The sequence below is a fragment of the Methanosarcina sp. DH1 genome, from assembly GCF_020804205.1.
GTDB lineage: Archaea > Halobacteriota > Methanosarcinia > Methanosarcinales > Methanosarcinaceae > Methanosarcina > Methanosarcina vacuolata.
Window position 1 is genome coordinate 25,239 of record NZ_WJBJ01000023.1, and the last position, 22,109, is coordinate 47,347.

Consider the following 22,109-nt stretch of genomic DNA (forward strand, 5'->3'; position numbering starts at 1 on the left):
TATTGAGAGCGTCGTAAAAGTCTAGAGATTCTAATTAATTACATACAGTCATAGAACTTCAATTTCATAAATCGGCATCACATGAAATTATGAAATTTATTTGCTATGATATGCTCGGCTGAATTTTAGTTAATTTTGGACTTTTGCGGACTCTGTTCCAAAATCTAGTGATTTTTGCATTTTTGGATTGAAAATCTGAATTARCCACGAAGAAGCCAGTTATCATCAAAATCAATATTCGAYATCTAAAGACTTCAATTCTTAAGTCGTATCACAAGGATTGTGACTAATTACAAAATCTAGTGATTTTGAACTTTATATTCATCACTAGATTTTGGTACTGAGTCCTTTTGCGACGCTCTCTTATTATATAGAAAATTATTTCTAGAAATTTTGAAGCTGACTACTCAATAAAATTTTTGGACTATTAGTGAATAGAGCCCCCTATTCGTGCTCGTTGATTGAAATAAATAAGAAAATATTTAAACACCAAGTTTACATAAAATTTGAGGTGTTGACAGTTGATTAACCAAGAGGAAATTCACTACCAATGTCAAAACAATGATCCTAAAGAACGCATATATGCAGTGGGCCTAATACAGATTTTTTTCTCTTCCATGTCAGATAAGCAACTGGCATGGAATGATTTAATTAGGCTAACCAAAGATAAGCACAGTTTTGTGAAGTCTAGGGCTACTAAAGCTCTTGGTTCTGTTTTTTTTCAAGTTCCAGATAAACAACAGGTATGGAATGACCTAATTCAACTGTTCAAAGATAAAAACAATGATGTTAAGTCTGATGCTCTCGGAGCTCTTGTATATGCGTTTTCTCAGGTGCCAGATCAGCAACAGGCGTGGAATGACTTACTTTGCCTCACCAATGATGAAGACAGGGATGTAAGGCTTTTTGGTACCTTAGCTCTTGGTTTTGTGTTTTCGCAAGTGCCAGATGAACAACAGGCATGGAATGTCTTACATAGACTGACCAATGATGAAGACAGTGATGTTAGGTCTAATGCTCTCGAATCTCTTGTATATGCATTTCCTCATGTGTTAGATAAACAACAGGCTTGGAATGATTTAATTAGACTGACCATCGATGGAGACAGTGATGCTAGGTCTAATGCTCTCGAATCTCTTGTATATGCGTTTTCTCAGGTGTCAGATAAACAATACGCTTGGAATGACTTAATTAAACTGACCAATAATGAAGACAGTGATGTGCGGCATAGTGCTGCAGAAGTTCTTGGTTCTGTTTTTTCTCAAGTTCCAGATAAACAACAGACGTGGAATGATTTACTTAATCTTACCAATGACGAAGACAGTGATGTAAGACATGCTGCTGCCAAGGCTCTTGGTTCTGCGTTTTCTGATGTGCCGAATAAACAACAGGCATGGAATGACTTACAAAAACTTACCTTAGATGAAAACAGTGATGTAAGAAAAGATACTGCCAAAGCTCTTGGTTCTGTGTTTTCTCATGTGCCAGATAAACAACAGGCGTGGAATGACTTAATTAAACTGACCATTGATGAAGACAGAAATATTATGTATAGTATTCTAGAAGCTCTTTGTATTGCGTATTCTTTAAATCCAGATGTAAATACGATTTCTAGCTCGGATGAACAAATCGAAGAAGAAGAAAGTTATGTGTGGTTTTATGCCAATGCAGCCCTGAATTCTGCACTTTCTCAAGTTCCAGATAAACAACAGGCGTGGAATGACTTACTTTGCCTTACCAATGATGAAGACAGAGATGTGAGGACTAGATCGATATCAGTTCTAGGGTATGTATTTCCTCAAGTATCAGAAAAAGAACAGGCGTGGAATGACTTACTTTGCCTCACCAATGATGAAGACAGTTATGTTAGGTCTATTGCTGCTCAAGCTCTTGGTTCTGCGTTTTCTCAAGTTCCAGATAAACAACAGGCATGGAATGACTTACAGAGACTTACCTTAGATGAAGACGGGGATGTGAGGGTTAGTGCTATCGAAGCTCTTAGTTCTTCTTATTCTCAAGTATCAGATAAAAAGCAGGCATGGAATGATTTACTTAGTCTTACCAATGATGAAAACAGAGATGTGAGAGTTAGTGCTCTCGGGGCTCTTGGATATGCGTTTCCTCTAATGCCATATAAACAACAGGCATGGAGCGACTTATTTAACCTTACCAATGATGAAGACAGAGATGTTAGGTTTTTTGCTTTCGAAGTCCTTGTTTCTGTGTTTTCTCAAGTTCCAGATAAACAACAAGCATGGAATGATTTACTTAGTCTTACCAATGATGAAGATAGGGATGTTAGGTCTAATGCTCTCGTGGGACTTGATTATGCATTTTCTCAAGTTCCAGATAAACAACAGGCATGGAATGATTTACTTAGTCTTACCAATGATGAAGATAGAGATGTAAGGCATGGTGCTGCCTTAGTTCTTGGTTCTGTTTTTTATCAAGTTCCAGATAAACAACAGGCATGGAATATATTACATAGATTGGTCTTAGATGAAGATCGGGATGTGCGGCATAGTGCTGCAGAAATTCTTGGTTCTGTTTTTTCTCAAGTTCCAGATAAACAACAGGCATGGAATGACTTAATTAGACTGACCAACGATGAAGACTGGGATGTTAGGTTTATTGCTATCGAAACTCTTGGTTCTTCGTTTTCTGATGTGCCGAATAAACAGCAGGTATGGAATGACTTACGTAGACTAACTTTAGATGAAGACAAAGATGTTAGGTTATATGCCACTGAAGCTCTCAGTTCTTCGTTTTCTCAATTACCAGATAAACAACAGGTATGGAATGACTTAATTAGACTGACCAACGATGAAGATAGAGATGTTAGGTTTATTGCTATCGAAGCTCTTGGTTCTGTATTTTCTCAAGTACCAGATAAACAGCAGGCATGGAATGACTTAAAAAGACTTACCTTAAATGAAGATAGAGATATTCGGTTTTATGCCACCGAAGTGTTTGGTTATGTGTTTTCTCAGTTAACAGATAAACAACAGGCATGGAATTACTTACAAAGACTTACCTTAGATGAAGACAGAGAGATTAAGTTTATTGCTATCGAAGCTCTTGGTTCTGTATTTTCTCATGTGCCAGATAAACAACAGGCATGGAATGACTTAATTAGATTGACCAATGATGAAGACAATGATGTAAGGCATGTTGCTGCCAAAGCTCTTGGTTCTGTTTTTTATCAAGTGCCAAATAAACAACAGGCATGGAATGACTTAATTAGACTGACCAGTGATGAAGACAGAGATGTTAGGTTATATGCCACCGAAGCTCTTAGTTCTTCGTTTTCTCATGTGTCAGGTAAACAACAGGCGTGGAATGACTTAATTAGACTGATCAGTGATGAAGACAATGATGTTAGGTATATCGCTGCCAAAGCTCTTGGTTCTGTTTTTTCTCAAGTGCCAGATAAACAACAGGCATGGAATGACTTAATTAGACTGACTAATGATGAAGACAGAGATATAAGGTATGATGCTGCCAAAGCTCTAGTTTCTGTTTTTTCTCATGTGCCAGATAAACAGCAGGCATGGGATGACTTAATTAAACTGATCAGTGATGAAGACAATGATGTTAAGTATATAGCTGCCAAAGCTCTAGTTTCTGTGTTTTCTCAAGTTTCGGATAAACAACAGGCATGGAATGACTTACATAGACTGACCTTAGATGAAAACAGTCAATTAAGGTATTTTGCTACCAAAGCTCTTGATTCTGTTTTTTCTCAAGTGCCAGATAAACAAAAGATATGGAATGATTTACTTAGACTAACCTTAGATGAAGACAATAGTGTTAGGTCTAGTGCTGTTATAGCTCTTGGTTTTATTTTTACTCAAGTGCCAGATAAACAAATGACATGGAAATTACTGTTAAGACTAACCTTAGATGAAGACAGTAATGTTAGGTCTAGTGCTGCTAGAGCTCTTGGATATGCATTTCCTCAAGTTTCAGATAAACAACAAGCATGGAACGACGTACACGAGCTGACCTTAGATGAAGACAATGATGTTAGGGCTAGTGCTGCAGAAATTCTTGGTTCTGTTTTTTCTCAAGTTCCAGATAAACAGCAGGCATGGAATGACTTAATTAGACTGACCAGTGATGAAGACTGGAGTGTAAGATATGAAACTGAAGAATTTATTGGTTCTGTTTTTTCTCAAGTTCCAGATAAACAGCAGGCATGGAATGAATTAAAAAGACTGACTTTTGAAGACAAGTACAATTCTGTCGATTTTGGTTCTCTTTTTTTCCAAGTTCCAGATAAACAGCAGGCATGGAATGAATTACATAAACTGACCAATGATATAAATAGGGAGGTGAGACAAAAGGCTGCCAACGTACTTAGATTTGCGTTTTCTCAAGTTTCGGATAAACAGCAGGCATGGAATGACTTACATAGACTGACCTTAGATGAAGGCAGTTCTGTGAGGGCTACTGCTACCATTGTATTTGATTCTTCATTTTCTCAAATACCAGATAAACAGCAGGCATGGAATGACTTAATTAGACTGACCTATGATGAAGACAGTAATGTGAGATATGTTGCTGCTATTGTTTTAGGTTCTGTTTTTTCTCAAGCTCCTGATAAACAACAGGCATGGAATAACTTAATTAGACTAGTCCTAGATGAAGAAGGCATAGTTAATACTAGTGCTATCAGAGTTTTTGGTTCTTCGTTTTCTCATTTACCTGATAAACAAACGGAGTGGAATAAATTACATCGATTGACTAAGCATGAAGACGGTTATTTTAGGCGTATGGTTGCTTATGTCCTTAGAGATGCGTTTTCTCAAGTTCCTGATAAACTGCAGGCGTGGAATGACTTACATAGACTGACTTTAGATGAAGATAGGGATGTGAAAGAAATTGCTATCGAAGCTCTTGGTTCTTCGTTTTCTCAAGTTCCAGATAAACAACTAGCATGGAATGACTTACATAGACTAACCTTATATGAAAACGGTTATTTGAAGGCAAGAGTTATCGAAGTTCTTGGTTCTGTTTTTTCTCAAGTTCCAGATAAACAGCAGGCATGGAATGACTTAAACAGACTAACTTTAGATGAAGACAAACATGTCAGATTGTACATTGCAAAAGCTCTTGGTTCTGTTTTTTCTCAAGCACCAAATAGACAACAAGTATGGAATGACTTACTTATACTGACCTATGATGAAGACAGAGATGTGAGAAACGCCTCTAATCATTCTCTTGGTCGAGCTTCTATATTCATTGCTTCGCAAGCGTATAAAGAAGAAGATTATAAAAAAGAATTAGAAAAAGCAATTTGTTTCTTTGAAAGAGCAGTGCGGGAAGCAGATAAATGGGGTAATCCGTCACAATTTTGTCTTAATTTCTATCGTTCATTCCATACAATAGTTTTCAAAAAACAGGAAGCTAAAGTAGAAGTGAATAAATTTCTAGAAGAAGCAAAAGAAGCAATTAGAGGAACACAGAGGGAGGAACTTTTTGAAGCAGTTGAGAAACTTGCAGAAGCAATAAGAAACATCCAAATTTTAAAAGATCAGGAACTGCAAGCTATGCAAAGTGAGCTTAACTTCTATAGAAATTACGTAGAACATGTAGCCGAACTAATGGGAGGTACTGATGGAAAAGCACCTTTTGCAGCAGAAGTTTTTACAAAAGGACTTCCCATCTTAGATAGGAATATAAAAGATCTTCTCGAAGAAATTCAAAAGAACGCTAAGGTTGCATGCAAAAAATCGAAAGGAGGTGCTACAGAAGAACTAGCATGTGCAGTGAACAGAGAAGTCCAGAAATGGGAGATAGGTAATCAGGATTATATGACATCAAATGTAAAAAATCTAGTATTTATACTTGAAAATTTGGTTCCAAAGGGTCCTGAGTATCAGCCTATTTGTGATAAAATTAAACAAATAGGGGAAGAAACGGACATGGTGAAACAATATACAATGTTAAGTTCTTTATTAGTGCTTATTTATAATTTACCCCAAAAGAAAGGTTTTGTTGAAGCAATTAACGCCCCATCAACCATAGCAGCTTTTTTTGGCTTTGCTTTTGTGGAAATACTTAATGTAATATATCCATCAGGGAATTTTAGCCACTTGATTAGTTTCATCTTTGCAATTGGAATATTTTTTATTACTTTTATATTGCAAAGTAGATATTTTAAGCAATAACTTCTCTTTATCTTTGACGTGTATCATTTTACTAAATTCACAATTGACTTAAGGGTTCTACAACTGTCATAACTCACTTTTCATTAAAGGCTTTTATATTTCCGTTCAGTAACACTTATTTAAATCGGTATCTACAGACCCCTAAAAAAGTGCCTATGTGTTTCTCATAGGATTTTTTCATTTAATGTTCTACTCATCGAAGGAAACAAGTGCATTCCTATATACTATGTAATGATCGAGAAAACAAACACATAGGCAATTGTGGAAAAATCAGCCTGAAATTGGCAAATTTCTTTATAAAAACAACAGATAATATATGAATTATACCTTTAGTATTACGTGCTTCTCAAAAGTTGTGTCGATTTTGCATTGGATGCATTTTGTAATTTTTATGATATTTGTAATTTTACGGAACTTTCGACCACTGTAAGAATTATGTTTAACATTTAATTTAGCAATTTATTTAAATTTATGATTCTACAGAAAAACCTGTAGACTATCTGCAACTCAAATACTTTCACTCAAAAGTGACTATTTTTATATGATTTAGTGTATGTAAATATTTAATGGCAGATCATAAAAAGCAGCATATAATACCACAACATTATTTGCGCGGATTCTCTATTGACAGAGACGATCCTGATATTAATCCTGGAGATAAAAGGATTTATTGTCACAGCGTTATAAAAGAAAAGAGACATTGCATGGCAATAAAAAATGTGGGCTATGGAAATTATTTCTATGGAAAAGATGAGCAATATGGAGTTAATAACTTAGAAGATGGAGATGAGTGCGATTGTAAAAACTTAGAAGATATACTTAACAGATTAGAAACTCAACATAACGATTTGCTAAATCGCATAATAGATTATAAAAATTTATCTTTAACTTCTGTAGAATTATGTTCTTTGTGCGTGTTTCTTATTTTACTAAAAAGTAGAACAAAAAGTGCTAGAGATTACGCTATAAAAACATCTCAGACTATGTATGAAAGCATTGGTCAAATGTATTTAGATAAGAACAATCATCACGATCTTAGAGTTGAAGCAACACCACATCCAGTAGGAGCTCATTTTGATTTGATTCAAACACTCTTGGGTTCTGTAGATAAGAACTTACATTCCATGATTGGCTTGAGCCCAGTGTTGCTCATAAATGATACAGAAACAAATTTTATAACTAGCGATAATCCTGTCGTATTCTACAACTATATTGCTCCTAACTATTCTCTATACAAGATTACAACTGCTCTTGCATGTAGTGGTTTTATGATTTTCTGCCCAATAACAGATAAACTGTTAATTCTGCTTTATGATACAGATTTATACCAAGCACATAAACATACACAAACCACCATTATAGTGAAAGAGAAATCAGATATTGATTCGATTAATAAGTTACAAGTGCTGAAATGCTCTGATGAGATTTATTGTTACGATGAAAGCGAGATAGATTATATAAAAAAGCTCCGTTCAAGCGTCGGAAAATTTATAAAAGACTCTCAAGCAACTTACACTAAACTCGATAAAAAATACAAAAATCCTTATGCAATCGGCGACGAAATGCACGTAGGACAATATATAGAACAATATTATAAAATTAGGCTTAGTTTCCTTACATTTAATGAAAGACGCCTAAAAATATACAAAAGAATTAATGAATATAAAACCAAAAATAATATCCCATATGCTGTATTAAGATCTGAGCTTAGAGATGCACTTTCATATTAGGCGTTGGGCAAAAATATTCTATAACCCGGCTAAGTTTATTTTATTGAGTCTCAACCTCACAGGTTTAGACTACTTTTTTAATTCTCTTTATTGAGCTCCAGGACTATCGGAAATCTCAAAAAATAAACAGGGAGGTGGGTCAAATTTATGAGCACCTTAACTTTGAAATTATGAGCTAAACAGACATGGACTATCTGCGAATACTTAGACTGAAGGAATACAAATGATTCTAACTGATTCTACACACGCACAAATTTAACTTGAATAAAACCACAATTACAGCGTGCTTCAATGTGAAATCTATCGTTGCCAAGTTAACTGCAGATTCAAAAAAAGAAAAATCTAAACTATTCTTCTCCAACCTATCTTATCAATCGTGGGCCATCTGATCGAGAGCAGCTGCAATCGCCAGGATAAGCGCACTGTCCTGTCCGGGCTCGATCTCCACACCATAGGTATCTCTTACCCGGAACCATTTTTTTGAGACCTCTGCGACTTTTTCCCTCCCGGCTTCAATCTTATACTCATGGTCTAAAATATTACCCTGGACATCCATCTCAGGTCCGTTTGCGACTTCAACTTTCCAGCGGTCGCGAAGAGGTGAGATCAGAGCTTTTTTGATCGTTGCAACTGTTTTTCCATCCGCATCCTGGATGTCCATCGTATCTTTTATCCTGAGAAGCTTCTCCTGGAGTTTGTATACCTCATTACCCTGCACATCCTTGATAATCAGAGTGTCGCGCAGGCGAAGAGCTTTGCCGTCCACGTAGAATTCCCTTTTTCCAGTTTCGTTTTCTATCCAGTAGTCGTCTCCTATGGAAACAAGTTTTTCGTGCATTTTGTAGCGTTGTATGCTTTCTTCTCCACGGTCCCTGAGACCACCCATAATTCGTCTCATCAAAATCACTCCTTTTGTTTACTATATTTACGTACCCTTGAAGGCAGCTTATTTATCCTGTTATTGAATTTGTGAAGATTGTACTGTTAGCCTATCGATCCCGGCAACCTGTGACACTGGAACCTGTTTCCAATTCTAGTCTAAGCTATGGCTCTCTTCAGGATGCCCAGAAATTTTCCCCACATAAATAAATGGATAAATATGCAGTACTAAATATATATTATTTTATAATTTTAAAATTTATAATATATATGAACTTCGTTTTACAAACTGCAGTTAAGCTGCTCGCTATTGATTTATTATATCCCCATTTTTTATTATATCCTCATTTTTATTATATCCCCATTTTCCGCAGATTTCTGTTTCAGATAAAGCTTTAACCTTCAGGTGCTTCCGATTCCCTGCAAAAGCTTATCCATCACCTGATCAACGGTAAAGCTGGCCGCTTTCTGGCGTGGAGGAAATTCTTTGAATGTCTCCAGAAAATCTGCCACAACACTCTGGGATGGCACCAGCAGGAACGCGTGATCCAGCAGCCAGTCGTAGTAAGTATTTGAGGTCTGATCCGCCCTCTCATAAGGGTCTGTACGCAGGTTGAATATTTTCGGTATTCGCAGCGGGACAAAAGGTTCAGCCCAGACCAGTAAAGTACCGATGGCGCGCTGCTCCATAAAGACCATTTTCCAGTTGTCGTACCGCAAAGCTACCAGGTCTCCATCGTCTGAGAAGTAAAAGAACTCAATCCTGGGTGATTTCTGCTCTTTCCCGGTCAGGTAGGGCAGCAGATTATAACCATCAAGATGCACTTTGAAAGTTTTGTCTATTGCTTTGTGGCCTCTTTTAAGCTTCTCCTTAATATCCGGCTCTCCGGCTGCTGCAAGCAAAGTGGGCAGCCAGTCCAGGTGGCTCACTATCTCGTTAGAAATTGTGCCTGCCGGGATCTTGCCAGGCCAGCGCATTACCTCAGGAACACGGAAAGCTCCCTCCCAGCAGGAGTTTTTCTCGTTGCGGAACGGAGTCATAGCTGCATCGGGCCAGGAGTTCATATGTGGTCCGTTATCCGTGCTGTAGAGAACAATGGTATTGTCGGCAATACCTATTTCATCCAGCAAATCGAGCAGCACGCCTACCTGCCGATCATGCTCAATCATTGCATCATGGTATGCGGATTGCCAGCGCCCCGACTGTCCTCGTATCCTGTCAGGGATGTGGGTCCTGAAATGCATTTTTGTGGTATTGAACCAGACAAAGAACGGCTTTTCCGCCTCATGCTGACGTTTAATAAAATCGATAGCTGCATCCAGAAATTCCTGGTCTACGTCTTCCATTCTTTTTTTGGTCAATGGACCGGTATCCTCGATGCGGCCGTCGGCATAGCTATGGATTACGCCCCTGGGACCATAGTTCTTTCTGAAATTAGGGAAATCTTTTTCAGGTGGATAATCGCGTTTTTCAGGTTCTTCTTCAGCATTCAGGTGGTAGAGATTGCCAAAAAACTCGTCAAAACCGTGGTTTGTGGGCAGGTATTCGTCCCGATCTCCGAAATGGTTCTTTCCAAACTGGCCTGTGGAATAACCCAGAGGTTTCAGCAGTTCAGCAATTGTCGGGTCTTCGGAATGAAGTCCCATCTTGGCTCCGGGCATTCCCACCTTACTCAGTCCGGTACGGAAGGCGCTCTGGCCGGTGATAAACGAAGCTCTTCCGGCAGTACAGCTCTGCTCCCCATAAGAGTCCGTAAATCTGATACCTTCTTTTGCTATCCGGTCAATGTTTGGTGTTCTGTATCCCATCAGCCCGTCGCTGTAGCAGCTCAGGTTGGTGATTCCGATGTCATCTCCCCAGATGACCAGTATATTTGGTTTCTTTTCTGTCATTTAACCCCCCAAAATGGATTGATATCTCACTCGGCAATTTAAAGCAACCTTCCGCAGTTTGAGAGATAAATTTAATTTTTTTCTTCAATATACCCCATTTTTTCACAATCGCATAACTGATCCAGACTACATCTGAACCCTTTACTTTACCTGCTTCTCGTCTCCCTTTTCGCGTTATTTTTCCTGAGACCATGACAGCGTTTAAACTTTCGGCCGCTGCCGCAGGGACAGGGATCATTACGCCCTGCCCGGGCAAAAGCCTCTTCCAGAGCCAGGACCTTCATCACTTCTGTTGCCGGGTAGCCCCTGCGTATAAGAATTGCCAGGATCTGCATCGGAAAGTCGATATGCCGGAAGAAAGCTTTCCAGCCCTCGCACAGGTAGTTCAGTCCGGTTTCTCCTGCAGGAGTGGTAAGGAAGCGGTTTTTAGGGCATTCCCCCCTGCAGGCAAAGAGCACCTCACATTCCCGGCATACCTGCGGGAGAGTGTCGTTTTTGTCCTGCCCGAACCTGTACTGCTTTTCCGAAGCAGCAAGCTCAGAAATCTCATTTTCCAGAATATTGCCAAGCAGATAGTCCGGTTCCACAAAATGGTCGCATGAGTAAAGATCGCCATTGTGCTCCAGAACAAGCCCAATACCGCACATTTCCTCAAAAACGCACATGCCTGAAGGAAGCCCCAGCCATTTGCGTGCAGAAGCTTCAAAAGTCTGCACGAATACCTTTCCCACATCGTTTCTTACCCACTCGTCAAAAATGCGGCTCAAGAAACTGCCAAACTGCTCTGGCTGCACAGAACGGTCCGAAACTGTGTCTCCTCTCTGGTAAAGAGTATGCCCCTCTTCATTGATTCGCTCTACAACCGGAATAAACTGCATCCAGTCTGTCCCTGCTTCATCCCGAAGAAAGTGGTAGACTTCAAGTGGATAATTGGCGCTTACCCTATTTACTGTGGTCAGGACATTGTATTCAACACCGTGTTTTTGCAGCAGTCGAAGCCCCTTCATGACCTGGTCGAAAGTTCCATTCCCCCTTTTATCCACCCGATAGGCATCGTGCACTTCACGAGGACCGTCGATACTGATCCCTATGAGAAAATTGTTTTCCTTAAAAAACCGGCACCATTCGTCATCCAGCAGCGTGCCGTTTGTCTGCATCGTATTTTCGAATACCATCCCCGGTTTTCTGTACTTTTCCTGCAGTTCGATTGCACGCCGGTAAAAGTCTATTCCCATCAGAGTAGGTTCCCCTCCCTGCCAGGCAACGGTTACCTGCGAGCTGTGGTGGGCTTCGATAAGCTGCCGGATGTAGTTTTCCAGAACTTCATCTGACATGCGGAACCTGCTGCCTGGATAAAGCAGCTCTTTATCCAGAAAAAAACAGTAAGAACAGGCAAGGTTGCAAATTGCTCCTGTTGGCTTTGCCAGCACATGAATGCGTGGAGGCAGATGGTTCTTTGTCATTTTCGCTCCAGTTTCTAATTATTCGTTAATTCTTCCGGGTTTTGAAGCAATAGCCAGCCTGAGTATATTAAGTATAATTAGAATACTGGCCTTCAGGCAGTATTTCTGTTTACTGCTGTGACAATACCATGCGTGTTTCAGTTTATCTGCCCTTTCTTTCCCCTATATGTCAGTATCAAATCATTGTTCTTGTCTTACAATAAATTCCAGAAAACTTTCCAGAAAACTGCATTTTCTGAGGAACGATTTATCGATCAAAAATGGGTAAAGAACTAAATTTTTGCTCTACCCTGTGAACTCTTATTTATTCATGAAATGTTATTCTTGCCCTAAACTCGATTTCAGAAATATTTCAGAAACATTCGTATTTCCTGAGGATGTAGTTTCTCACTCAAATTTCAGTATGCAGGTGCAGCTTCTTCCTCGGCAAAGGCTTCACGTAGTTTGTTTTCTTCTTCTTTGGACAAGTTAGAGGCAATTAGTTCAAACTTCATTCCTCTGGCAGCTTCTGACACCTTATCCTGAACTGCATCACTGGTCATCAGGAAAAGAGCTGACGTACCTTCTGTCACTTTGCTCCGGACTGACCGTATAAAATCATCACTAATACCCACATCAGCCATAGAACCAGTCAGTGCTCCTAATGCGGCTCCAACAACCATACCAAATATGGGGATAAAGAAAATCAGTCCAAACAGCATGCCCCAAAAGGCACCACTAAGTGCGCCTACCCCGGCCATGCTGGTCAATTGTTTGGTTTTCGGTTTCTTTTTTCCTTCTGGCCAGCTAACTATAGCCGCGTCGTGCAGGTTAATCAATTGCCTCTTGCTTAAATCTTCAATCACATGAAGTGCCTTTTCAGCACCATCAGCTTTCTCAAACTTCAGAACTGTCAAAGTTGCTATAACTCGAACCCCCCTTTTATCATATTTTTGTTGCTTATTGCATCTTGATTCAGTTGGCCAATTGAGACGAAATCATCATCTCTGCGCTATTGTAAATCTTGAAAAAGCTGGGTTTTCTGTCTTCATCCTTAGCTACAAGTACTCTGCTGTCTTAGCATGCAGCAAAATAGTAACCGGGAAAGAGCATCGATTAAATATCTCGTTCACCCCAACTGAACCTTCGAGATTTTTCCCCAAGCTCGTTGTTCAATAATTTACTTTAAATAATTATTCTTTTACACATATTATTTTATGCATATTGATTTATTTTATCGGGTCTTCTGAATGTGATTTCTTTAATATAGAAGATGTTCTATTCTTTCTTGCTGATCTTATTTTCATCTTAAATTCTCACTCTATTCGGAAGCTGTTAACTCAGTTTCCTGGTTAGCAAATGAACAACGATATCAGAAGAAGGCATTGTTATATTTGCTTTTATTAGAGCTTTATAAATTAACTTATTCAGTTTTTCAGGTACTTTTGTATTGTTAACTATCGCCTGACCAAGCCTTGCATCAGTAGGAGAAAGCATAGCTCCTATAAGACCTGCTTCTGCAAGTGTTATATCTTTTAAAAGAAAAGCAGCAATAATAGCCCCAAAGAATATTGTAAGCGGCATGCCAATAAGTAGAAGCCGTCCTGGAAGTTTTTCTTCACGCAACAGTGCCTGCAAATCAATTTTTGAGGCATCGACCAGAAACCCTAAACTGGCGGAAACTAGTTTCTGGAGGTAGACCACGAATTCTTCTGGGTCTGTTGAAGATAAGGTGCTATACTCAGACATTCTTTGAGATTGTTATGCTGGTCTAACAGGTTGTGTCTTTACCCTTAGAAGTAATCCTTTTACTCCTCAAGTTGAACTCTTTCTACTTGAGCAATTTTCTGGCAACCACCCTCCTCATCCTTATAGTTGATCGGTTTTTTAGATTTCTATATCTCTTTTTACTTTCCCGGTGCTGAAGAAAGGTTTTCCTGCTTCTGCGTCTCCTCTTCAGGCATTTCTACCCTTTTTCCCATCTCTCCTCCTATAAACATCAGCAGGATAAGGCCTGCCAGTGCCACTACCATGATCATGACCATCACATCCGGGTCTGTGAAATTTAACGTGGCAATTGCCAGGGCTGCTGAAAGGTTGCGCTGGGCGGTCCCGAGGGCAAGCACTCTCCTGATAGGCCTGCTGGATCCTCCGAGGAAATAGCCTGTGGCAAATGAAACAAGCACAAAAACTACCGCTACTATAACCGCTGTAGTCCCGATGACATTAATAAGGTCTGAGAAATAGACCACAAAGAAAGCCACAAAAAGGACAAGTAATGAAAGGTTGGTAGCCTGGGTCATCAGGGGTAGGAGTCCATCGGCTACTTCTTCGTATCTGGCTCTGATGAACAGGGCAATTACAAGTGGGAGAAGCATTAGAAGGATAAGAGACTTTGCTATATCCCACGGGTTGACGGTAACTCCTGAGAGTAGAAGCGGCAAGACTATCGGGACATAAATAATAGTCACTACCATCAGGAGTACCATCAGCCCTACTGCAAAAGCAATATCCCCTTTTGCCACCTGTGCAAGTTTCGGGATAAACGGAGCTCCTGCGGAAGTGCCCAGAAGGAAAAGCCCGATGGAAAGTCCTTCTGAGAGTGGAAAAATCATAAGTATTGCAAGAGCGAGCATGGGTACGAATATGAAATTGGCTACGATGGATAAGATTACCAGTTTCGTGTTTCTCAGTGGGACAAGTATCTGCTGAACTGTAAGGGAGAAACCCATGGCAAGCATGCTGGAGAGTACGAAAATCAATGTCGAAAGGATACCAATTGTTTCAAGGAAACTCAAAAATGGAACAGGCTCAACCATTCTTCCTCCCTTCAGTTCAAAATTTCTCAGTTTATTCGTGTGCCATCTGATCAAGGGCTGCCGTAATTGTCAAGATAAATGCATTATCCCGGCCAGGAGCAATTTATGCTCCATAGTATCCCATATTCGAAACCACTTTTTTGAGATCTCTGCAACTTTTTTCCTCCCGGCTTCAATCCTATACTCGTGGTTCAGAATATTGCTCTGGACATTCATTTCAGGCCCATTTGGAACTTCAACTTTCCAGCGGTCTCGAAGAGGTGTGATCAGAGCTTTTTTGATAGTCGCAACTGTTTCACCTTCTGCATCTTGAATATCTATCATATCCCTGACCCGGAGAATCCATCATGTCCCTGACCCGGAGAAGCTTCTCTTTGAGTTATGTTCCTGACCCGGAGAAGCTTCTCTTTGAGTTATGTTCCTGACCCGGAGAAGCTTCTCTTTGAGTTATGTTCCTGACCCGGAGAAGCTTCTCTTTGAGTTATGTTCCTGACCCGGAGAAGCTACTCTTTGAGTTTATACAACTCTTTGCCCTGTGAATTCTTGATAATCAAAGTGTTTCGCACTCGAAGAGCTTTGCCGTCGACATAGAAAACTTTCTTTTCAGCTTCGTTTTCTATCCAGTAGTCATCTCCTATAGTAACGAGTTTTTCTTGTATCTTATAGCGTTGTACTCTTTCTTCTCCAAAACCCCCTGAGGCCTCCCATGATTCGCCTCATTAGAATTACCCTTTTTATTTAGTTTATTAAGAGGATAACTGAACATGTAAGGGAATTATTTATTGCCTTGCCAAGACCATGCGTGTTTCAGCTTCCTTGTCCTCGATCAGGTTGCCACTCACGTCCACGGCCACGCTGTAGATCTTGCCTGTGAACTCAAAAGGAGGCTCGTAATCAGGTGTAACCGGTGCTCCATGAGCTGAGCCACAGGTAATCCCACTGGTTAGACCGAGTACAAGCGGAGTCGTTACAGGAACCTCAGCCTGGCCGACTAATTTCCCGTCTATATAGAGCTGAGCCTTTCCAGGTGCACCCTTACCATTGGCAATATCTGGCTTACCGGTTACCTCAAACTCGAAGCGCAGTTGGTGCCTTCCCTCTGGAACATTTTCTCCGGATTCTACGTGATAAAGGGCCTTGGCTACATAGTTATGTACCCAGTGCAGCTTTCCGCCTTTAATATATAATGAATAGCCGGAATCGATACCACCATGGGCAAGCAGGATTCCTTCAGCACCTCCTGCTGGAATTTCTACATCGGCAGTGATGCTGTGTGTGCGGTTAAGAACCTTGACAGCTGCGTTTGCGGGAACTGGCTGAGTTCCGGGATAATAAACGTAGTTAATCCGATCGGCTGCAATCTGTGGCCGCTCATCAGCAAGGCGCAACACTCCTCGAGCATCGATAGGCAGCACATTATATTTTCCTGCCTCTGCATACCAGGTAGCAATCATCTCGATTAACTTCGGCCGGTTTTCTGCAGCTACATTCTCATTCTCTGTCCAATCCTTTTGGACATTGTAAAGTTCCCAGCCTTTTGCATCAAGCTCGGTCAACTTTTCTGCAGAAATCGGTTCACCAAAGGGTTTTCCTGCTTCAGTGAATGAAGGGCCAGGCCACGGACATACGGCACGCCAGCCTTCATGATACAGGGAGCGATGTCCCATCATCTCGAAATACTGGGTGTGGTGTCTGGTAGGTGCACTGGTATTGTCGAGAGTATGCGCAAAACTTACGCCTTCAATAGGCGATTGGGTTACACCTTTTATAGCAGTCGGAGGTTCGATTCCCAGGCAGTCCAGAACTGTAGGCACTATATCGATAACGTGAGCATACTGATTTCGGACTTCACCTCTTGCCTTTATTCCCCTGGGCCACTGGACTATGAATGGGTCGCTGACACCACCACGGTAGGTTTCACGTTTCCAGCGGCGGAAGGGCGTGTTTCCAGCAAAGGTCCAGCCCCAGGCATAGTGGTTGAAGGTCTCCGGACCCCCCAGCTTATCCAGCAATGAGAGGTTCTCCTCTAGCGACTCAGGCACGTTGTTGAAAAATAAATTCTCGTTGACCGATCCAGTAGAACCACCTTCGGAGCTGGCACCATTGTCAGAAATCACTATGATTAAGGTGTTTTCAAATTCACCTATGTCTTTCAGAAACTGCAGCAACCTGCCGATGTGGTAATCGGTGTGTTCCAGAAATCCGGCAAAGACCTCCATCATGCGGGCATAGAGCTTTTTTTCTTCCGGCGAGCATTCTTCCCAGGGCTTAACATCCGGGTCATGGCGGGATAGTTTTGCATCTTTTGGAACGATGCCCAGTTCCTTCTGCCGTGCGAATGTTTTCTCCCTGTAAGCCTCCCAACCGTCATCGAATTTTCCTCTGTACTTGTCTGGCCATTCCTTAGGAACATGATGAGGAGCATGCATGGCTCCCGTGCAGAAATACATGAAAAAAGGCTTGTTTGGAGCTACCTGTTTGGCATCGGCAATGAACTGGATAGCTTTGTCCGCCAGGTCCTCATTTAATGTGTAACCTTCTTCGGGAGTTTTTGGAGGGACTACTGCGTGATTGTCATGTACCAGCTCAGGGTAATACTGGTGAGTCTCACCTCCTAAAAAACCGTAGTAACACTCAAAGCCTCTTCCTAAAGGCCAGCGGTCATAAGGTCCGGCTGCCGAGATCTGGTCTGCAGGCGTCAGATGCCATTTGCCTATCGCGTAAGTGTTGTATCCATGTTCGAGAAGGATCTCCGACAAAAAACCGTTTTCAAAAGGTATATAGCCGTTGTAGCCGGGATAGCCTGTTGAACCCTCTGTAATACAGGCCATGTTGTTTGAATGGTGATTTCGGCCGGTCAATATGCACGAACGGCTGGGAGAGCACAATGCAGTCGTATGCATGTTGCTGTAAATTAGGCCTCCCGAAGCCAGGCTGTCCAGGTTTGGTGTCTGGATAGGGCTGCCATAGCACCCAAGCTGGCCAAATCCAGTGTCGTCCAGCACAATGAACAGTACATTAGGAGCGCCTTCTTTAGCCCGCAGTGGTTCGGGCCATGCTGGCTCTGACTGGTCAAACGTGCGCCCGATAACTCCTGGAAAAGTGGTTCCTGATTTGTATTCTTTAAGCGGCATTTATCCCCCGATCTATTTTGGATTACCTATAAAATTTATAAAAATAAGGGTGTGGAGAGGAACTGAATTTGTCCTGCACCCACCATTTTATTCCCACTCATTTTATTCTTGAATTTTTGTTCTTCACTTAAACTAAATTCTAGAGAATACGTGTTTTCCCAGAGAGGCGTTTTTTCGATCAAATTTTATCGTGCTGGAGCTGCTTCTTCTTCAGCGAATGCCTCATGCAGCTTTTTCTCTTCTTCTGCAGACAGATTGGTAGCAATGATTTCAAACTTGAACTGTTTCATAGCGTCTGCGACTCTGTCTTCTACAGCACCACTGGTCATCAAAAAGAGAGCTGAAGTGCCTTCAGTCACTTTTCCACGGACTGACTTTATGAAATCCTCATTGATACCCACATGAGACATGGAACCTGCAAGTGCGCCCATTGCCGCTCCAACAACCATACCAAATATGGGAATAAAAAAAATCAGGCCAAACAGCATACCCCAAAAAGCTCCACTCAACGCGCCTACACCTGCTAAATTGTGCAGTTGCTCTGTTTTTGGCTTCTTCTTCCCTTCAGGCCAGGTAACTATGGCTGCATCATGCAGATTGATCAATTGTCTTTTGCTTAAATCTTCAATCACATGAAGCGCTTTTTGGGCACCTTCGGCGGTATCAAACTCCAGAACTGTTAAAGTTTCCATTACTCAAACCTCCTTTATGTCGCACAGTTCGTTGATTGTTGTGTTTTCGTTTCAGTTCGCCAATAGAGGTGAGCCCATCATCTCCACTATCGTTTTGTAAATCTTGAAAAACCTGGGTTAATCATGTCTTCTTCCCCGGGTTACACATTTTCTGCTGTCTCAATATGCAACAGCATAGTAGTCGGGAAAGAGCCTTACTTAAACCGTCAAGCTTTTTGTAGCGGGGTTCAGGGAATGGCCAGTTTGTTGCAGGAAAGCTCCGGGTATGATTTTCTTCATGCAGTGTGATCCTACAATTTCGCATGTATTGATATCCTTCCACAGACCAGTGCCGCGTTAATCCTCAAGGATTCGATTATTTCGAAAAATTGCAATCTATTATGTACGACACTTTGTTTTATGTACGATATTTTGTTTTATGTACAGCACTTTGTTTTATGTACGACATTTTGTTATCTACATGACACCGTGCTATCCAGAGGTAGGCGGATCGATTAAAATTGTTTTTGAATTCTCGATTTCAACCTGGATGCTGAGATATGTCGAATATCTCTCTCATTACGAAAACCTCTTGCAGGAATCTATATGTTAATTTTTATACTGTCAACCCTCCCCAATAGAACCTCCGAGATCTCCCCAGGCTCGGTGTTCAATAAATCGCTTTATATAATTATTTTTTTATATATAATACTTTATGCATGTTGACTAATTTTATCGGATCTGCTGAGGAGAATTATTCTATAAAATTGAAGATGTTCTCTTCTTTCTGCTAATCTTATTTCCTTTTTTAATTCTCGTTTCTTTTGGAAATTGTTAACACATTTTCCTTGTCAGCAAAATGAATAATGACATCAGAAGAAGGCATCGCTATATTTGCATTTCTCAGAGCTTTATATATTGCCGTATTTAGTCGGTCCTCTGAAATTCTTGTCTCCACGTAATCCTCTATCCAGCATCTGGCTTTGAGCTTCATTCCTGACCCTGTAAACTCGAGTAAGAGGACCTGTATAGGATTTTCATGCATGATCCAGTCTTCGTGCTTCATAGCTTCAATAATCAGATCCCGTACGTACTCTATATCCGGGCCATAGGATACAACTACATCGATCTCGACACGGTATATCTTATCGGGTATGGAATAATTAGTGATCAAATCCATTCCGATTACAGAATTGGGGATTATTACAAGCCTATTGTCTCTTGTAAGAATACGCGTTGACCTCCACCCAATCTCTACCACGTCTCCCCACGTATCGAGTTTTTCGATTCGAATACGGTCTCCGATTCTGAAGGGGCGGTCAATTAAAAGCACAATTCCGGTAATTATATCAGCAAGGGTTGTCTGGGCTGCAAGTCCAATGATTATTCCACCGAGACCAAGAGCTGTAAGTGATGCGGTAAGTGCAGTCCCCGTGATCCCGAAATGTCTCAGGAGTATAACTATAGCTAGAAAACCGAAAACCAGCAGAAATATATATTGTATGGCGCGAACAATTCGCTGGTCAATTTTTTCCCGATCCCGCAAGGGTACCCTGGATAAGTACCAGTTTGAAGTGATAGATATGAGGCGAAGAATTATATAGGCTCCTATACTCCAGTAGAGAAGGAAGAAAAGATCATCCACTAATTTTGAATAGACACCTACAGACTCACTGAACAGCCTTACTGTCGCCTGCATGCCCTGCAGAATAATGTAAAGTAACAGGAGATTTTCTAGAAGGCGAAGAATTCGGTCATCAACTGTTGTTTTTGTCTTTTTGATTGCCGGCCAGAGCAAGCGCTTCAGAACTAATCGGCTTACTATTATGGCTCCTATTGTCAGCAACAGAATAACAGCCAGCCTCAGGAGAATTCTGCCAAGCGGCAGTATCTGTTCAATTTCAACCACTTACATTTCTCCCAGTCCCTAATTGTTTATGCTCTGTGACCGGTAATGACCGCTTTTTATTTTCATATTTTGCAGTTCTCCGTGTTGAAATACAGCAGGGCTGCCTTTTTCGCACTAATCATTTTCTTTTATAACCAGCTAATCAGGTTTGATGGTCTAGGTTATCGGAGCTTGTAGAAGTTTCTCCTACTTTCTTCCTTTCAGGTGCATCAGTAGGCAGCGCCGCTACTATGCGAGAATACCACTCACTTCCAGGGCCTGCTGTAGCTCCCTGTACAAAAACGCTTAGAAAAACAGTCGTGATCACGGCAAGACTTAGAGTTTCACTTCCCCCAATTCCTCCCGTTTCTTCCATAGCAATCAATAACAGAACAACAGATGCGAGACCTCTGGGCCCAAACCAGCCCAGAAAAAGTACGGTCTTAGTATGCAATTTCATGCCTATCAGGGAGATTGCCACAGGTATCATGCGGATAAGCGTAAGGCTAAACACCGCATAGATAAATATCGGCCAGCTGATTGAAAAAATTCTTGCAGCCGCTGTAATTCCGAATATGAAAAAAACTGCAAAACTAAGTATGCTTCCTTCAGCTTCTGTAAGGATGATCTCTTCTTCTGTAGCTTTTATTTTACCTGCAGCCTGAGTAATGAGACCGCCTGTAAAAGCGGCAATGAACCCACTACCGCCAATTAAGTCTGCTCCAAGCCAGGAAATGACAGCCAGAGACATAAATCCAATTTTGCGGTAAAGCCCCGCCATCCACCCGACTCTTACAGCTTTGCTCGAAAGCCATCCCCCTGCAAGCCCTATAGCTGCGCCCACAAGCACCCCTATACCTATCTGTTCAAACGCCAGGACAATAAAGGTACCTACTGGCCATTTTAGTGCCTCTCCTCTTGCTAGTATCAGAAAAAAGAGAAAGAATGGAATTGCACCCCCGTCATTGAGCCCACTCTCTACGTTAAGTGCCTGCCTGATTTTTGCAGGTACTTTTGTATTGTTAACTATTGCCTGACCAAGTCCGGCATCGGTAGGAGAAAGCATGGCTCCTATAAGACCTGCTTCTGCAAGTGTTATATCTTTTAAAAGAAAAGCGGCAACAATAGCTCCGAAGGCAATTGTTAGCGGCGTTCCAATTATTAGAAGCCGTCCTGGAAGTTTCTCTTCACTCAATAGTGTCTGCAGCTCAATTTTTGAGGCATCCGAGAATAAAGTCAGGACAAGTGCAAGCTCAGCTACACTAAGAACTGGAGTGCTGCTTGAAGAGAAACTCAAAAGGTCAAGTCCTTCCGGGCTGAGCAGCATTCCTGCTGTCACAAAGATCATAGGAGCTGTAACTACAGTACCTGAGATCCTTCGGGAGACAAGGCCAAAGAGAAAGAGCAGCACTGCAAAGGCTATGACAAAATATTCAATTTCTGATGTCATGAAAATTCCTTTTGTTTCAGGTTATGCCAT

The 22,109-nt window shown here is 41.2% G+C and carries 15 protein-coding genes; 3 read left to right on the plus strand and 12 right to left on the minus strand.

The window, feature by feature from the left end; genetic code table 11:
* Positions 1–521: 521 nt before the first annotated feature.
* Together FXW07_RS13145 and FXW07_RS13150 are read left to right on the plus strand one after the other, a co-directional pair.
* Positions 522–6,173 carry a HEAT repeat domain-containing protein gene (locus FXW07_RS13145; protein ID WP_229395829.1) on the plus strand — a complete coding sequence of 1,884 codons (5,652 nt, stop codon included), beginning with the start codon at positions 522–524 and terminating at the stop codon, positions 6,171–6,173.
* A gap of 566 nt (positions 6,174–6,739) precedes the next feature.
* Positions 6,740–7,903: a DUF4238 domain-containing protein gene (locus FXW07_RS13150; RefSeq protein WP_229395830.1), complete on the plus strand. Its 1,164-nt coding sequence runs from the start codon at positions 6,740–6,742 to the stop codon at positions 7,901–7,903.
* A 370-nt stretch (positions 7,904–8,273) separates the two neighbouring features.
* Here the strand turns inward: FXW07_RS13150 and FXW07_RS13155 are convergent, their stop codons facing one another.
* From FXW07_RS13155 to FXW07_RS13200, 10 genes are all read right to left on the minus strand, one after another.
* Entirely contained in the window at positions 8,274–8,801 is a 528-nt protein-coding gene (locus tag FXW07_RS13155; protein ID WP_229395831.1) for an LURP-one-related family protein, read from the minus strand.
* Positions 8,802–9,184: 383 nt separating this feature from the next.
* Complete coding sequence (locus FXW07_RS13160) at positions 9,185–10,675, minus strand: arylsulfatase (RefSeq protein ID WP_229395832.1); 1,491 nt, start codon at positions 10,673–10,675, stop codon at positions 9,185–9,187.
* A 146-nt stretch (positions 10,676–10,821) separates the two neighbouring features.
* A complete protein-coding gene (locus FXW07_RS13165) occupies positions 10,822–12,138 on the minus strand; it encodes an anaerobic sulfatase maturase (protein WP_229395834.1) in 1,317 nt (438 codons plus the stop codon).
* Positions 12,139–12,536: 398 nt separating this feature from the next.
* Entirely contained in the window at positions 12,537–13,034 is a 498-nt protein-coding gene (locus FXW07_RS13170) for a DUF1269 domain-containing protein (protein WP_229395835.1), read from the minus strand.
* A 418-nt stretch (positions 13,035–13,452) separates the two neighbouring features.
* Entirely contained in the window at positions 13,453–13,866 is a 414-nt protein-coding gene (locus FXW07_RS13175; RefSeq protein WP_229395836.1) for a cation:proton antiporter, read from the minus strand.
* 158 nt (positions 13,867–14,024) lie between these two features.
* Entirely contained in the window at positions 14,025–14,936 is a 912-nt protein-coding gene (locus tag FXW07_RS13180; protein WP_229395837.1) for a bile acid:sodium symporter family protein, read from the minus strand.
* Positions 14,937–15,005: 69 nt separating this feature from the next.
* Positions 15,006–15,260, minus strand: coding sequence for a hypothetical protein (locus FXW07_RS13185; protein WP_229395839.1), 255 nt, complete (start codon positions 15,258–15,260; stop codon positions 15,006–15,008).
* A 179-nt stretch (positions 15,261–15,439) separates the two neighbouring features.
* Positions 15,440–15,595 (minus strand): LURP-one-related family protein, encoded by a 156-nt coding sequence (locus tag FXW07_RS19540; protein WP_346655662.1) that lies wholly within the window; start codon positions 15,593–15,595, stop codon positions 15,440–15,442.
* 120 nt (positions 15,596–15,715) lie between these two features.
* Positions 15,716–18,070 (minus strand): arylsulfatase, encoded by a 2,355-nt coding sequence (locus FXW07_RS13195; RefSeq protein WP_229395841.1) that lies wholly within the window; start codon positions 18,068–18,070, stop codon positions 15,716–15,718.
* 185 nt (positions 18,071–18,255) lie between these two features.
* On the minus strand, positions 18,256–18,762 hold the full coding sequence (locus FXW07_RS13200; protein ID WP_229395842.1) for a DUF1269 domain-containing protein: 507 nt from the start codon (positions 18,760–18,762) through the stop codon (positions 18,256–18,258).
* Positions 18,763–18,885: 123 nt separating this feature from the next.
* Here FXW07_RS13200 and FXW07_RS13205 point away from each other — a divergent pair, with 123 nt between their 5' ends.
* On the plus strand, positions 18,886–19,050 hold the full coding sequence (locus FXW07_RS13205; RefSeq protein ID WP_229395843.1) for a hypothetical protein: 165 nt from the start codon (positions 18,886–18,888) through the stop codon (positions 19,048–19,050).
* A 499-nt stretch (positions 19,051–19,549) separates the two neighbouring features.
* On the opposite strand, the gene FXW07_RS13210 is transcribed toward FXW07_RS13205, so the two are convergent.
* Both FXW07_RS13210 and FXW07_RS13215 read right to left on the minus strand, forming a co-directional pair.
* On the minus strand, positions 19,550–20,650 hold the full coding sequence (locus FXW07_RS13210; RefSeq protein ID WP_229395844.1) for a mechanosensitive ion channel domain-containing protein: 1,101 nt from the start codon (positions 20,648–20,650) through the stop codon (positions 19,550–19,552).
* A gap of 142 nt (positions 20,651–20,792) precedes the next feature.
* The gene (locus tag FXW07_RS13215; RefSeq protein ID WP_229395845.1) at positions 20,793–22,079 is read right to left on the minus strand and encodes a sodium:proton antiporter; all 1,287 of its coding nucleotides are present in this window, start codon (positions 22,077–22,079) and stop codon (positions 20,793–20,795) included.
* Between the last annotated feature and the right edge of the window lie 30 nt (positions 22,080–22,109).